The following is a 1,839-nucleotide window of genomic DNA, read 5'->3' on the forward strand; positions in this document are numbered from 1 at the left end:
CCGGCGCGTCAGCTTACTTCAGGGCGATGGGCTGGCCCGAGGCGTCCTTGATGTCGCCCCAGGACTTCATGATCACGCCCTTCACGCTTTCGGGCATGGCCACATAGTCGAGTTCGGAGGCGGTGCCGTCGCCGTTCTTGTAGGCCCACTCGAAGAACTTCAGCGCCGTGGCGGCCTGCGCGGGCTTGTCCTGCTTCTTGTGCATCAGGATGAAAGTCGCGGAGGTGATGGGCCAGGCGTCCTTGCCGGGCTGGTCGGTCAGGATCTGGTAGAAGCTCTTGGCCCAGTCGGCCCCCGCGGCGGCGGCCTTGAAGGAGGCCTCGTCGGGCGAGACGAAGTTGCCCGCGCTGTTTTGCATCTGCGCGTAGGTCAGCTTGTTTTGCTTGACGTAGGCGTACTCCACGTAGCCGATGGAGTTGGGCAGGCGGCCCACGAAGGCGGCCACGCCCTCGTTGCCCTTGCCGCCGGCGCCCACCGGCCAGTTCACGGCCGTGCCTTCGCCCACCTTGGTCTTCCACTCCGCGTTCACCTTGGACAGGTAGTTGGTGAACCCGAAGGTCGTGCCCGAGCCGTCGGCGCGGCGCACCGGGGCGATGGTGGCGTCAGGCAGGTTCACGCCGGGGTTCAGCGCGCGGATGGCCTCGTCGTTCCACTTGGTGATCTTGCCCAGGTAGATGTCGCCGATGACCTGGCCGTTCAGCTTGAGCTGGCCGGGCTGCAGGCCCTGGATGTTGACCACCGGCACGATGCCGCCGATCACGGTGGGAAACTGCACCAGACCCTTGGCTGCCAGTTCCTCGTCCTTCAAGGGCGCGTCGGAGGCGCCGAAGTCCACCGTCTTGGCCTCGATCTGGCGCAGGCCGGCTCCCGAGCCCACCGACTGGTAGTTGATCTTCACCCCGGTGGCCTTGTTGTAGTCGGCGGCCCACTTGGAATACAGCGGCGCGGGGAAGCTGGCGCCGGCGCCCGTAGCTTCCTGCTGGGCCCAGGCGCTTGCGACAGCGCCCATCGCCACTACACCAGACACCAGAACCCGAATCGCGGAGAGTTTCATGGAAGAGACCTCTTGGTTGAAAAAAACGCTATGCCGGCAATGTAGAAGCCGTTTGTGACAGGTGCGTGACATGGAGCGCGACCGTCACAAATGCGTTTTTTCCCTCCCGGAACGGGCGCCGCGGCCCTGTCACACGGCTGTCGCAGGCGCTGCGTAGTCTCCCGCCGCCGCCGATGCCGGCGCGCACCGCACGGGAGAAAAACCATGTTCCGCCATCACACGTTCCAGTCCACACCCACTGCCCCGGGCCGCCGCACGCTACTGCGTGCCGCCGGCGCCTGCGCCGCGGCCGGCGCCCTGCCCCGCGCGCTGGCGCAGGAGGGGCGCTCCATCGCCGTGGCGCAGATCGTCGACCTGTCGGCCCGCCACCAGGATGTGGGCCGCGACTTCCTGATCGGCTCGCGGGCCGCCTGGGCGGACCTGAACGCCCGCGGCGGCCTGCGTGGCCAGCCGGTGCAGCACCTGGTGCTGGAGACCGACGGCTCGCCCGCCGCCATGCAGGCCGCCTGGCAGGCGGCGCACCAGAATCCGGCCTGCGTCGCGCTTTCGGGCTGCGCCGGGGACAGTGCCGCCGCAGCCGTGGCGCAGCTGCAAGCCGGCGGCGGCACCCTGGCGCTGGCCGCGCCCTGGCTGCACCGCCAGTGGCAGGACGAGGGCGACACCGTGTTCAGCATCTTCCCCGGCTACCAGGCGCAAATCGGCCACGCCGTGCGTTCGCTGGCGGCGATGGGCGTGCAGCAGGCGGGCGTGGTCTTCGCCCACCCGGGCCTGCAGCAGCAGCTGCA

2 protein-coding genes are annotated in these 1,839 nt (G+C 68.8%); one reads left to right on the forward strand and one right to left on the reverse strand.

Features of this window, described 5'->3' with window-relative positions:
• Positions 1-13 precede the first annotated feature (13 nt).
• On the reverse strand, positions 14-1,054 hold the full coding sequence (pstS, locus tag A612_RS06240; RefSeq protein ID WP_040436232.1) for a phosphate ABC transporter substrate-binding protein PstS: 1,041 nt from the start codon (positions 1,052-1,054) through the stop codon (positions 14-16).
• A 204-nt stretch (positions 1,055-1,258) separates the two neighbouring features.
• Here pstS and A612_RS06245 point away from each other — a divergent pair.
• A partial coding sequence (locus tag A612_RS06245; protein WP_019373655.1) for an ABC transporter substrate-binding protein occupies positions 1,259-1,839 on the forward strand: 581 nt, incomplete at its 3' end.

Source organism: Melaminivora alkalimesophila (genome assembly GCF_000282995.1).
Lineage (GTDB): Bacteria > Pseudomonadota > Gammaproteobacteria > Burkholderiales > Burkholderiaceae_C > Melaminivora > Melaminivora alkalimesophila.

Excerpts from the sequence above, each read along its gene's own strand:
- pstS (WP_040436232.1), bottom strand. The coding sequence starts at position 1,054 with ATGAAACTCTCCGCGATTCGGGTTCTGGTGTCTGGTGTAGTGGCGATG.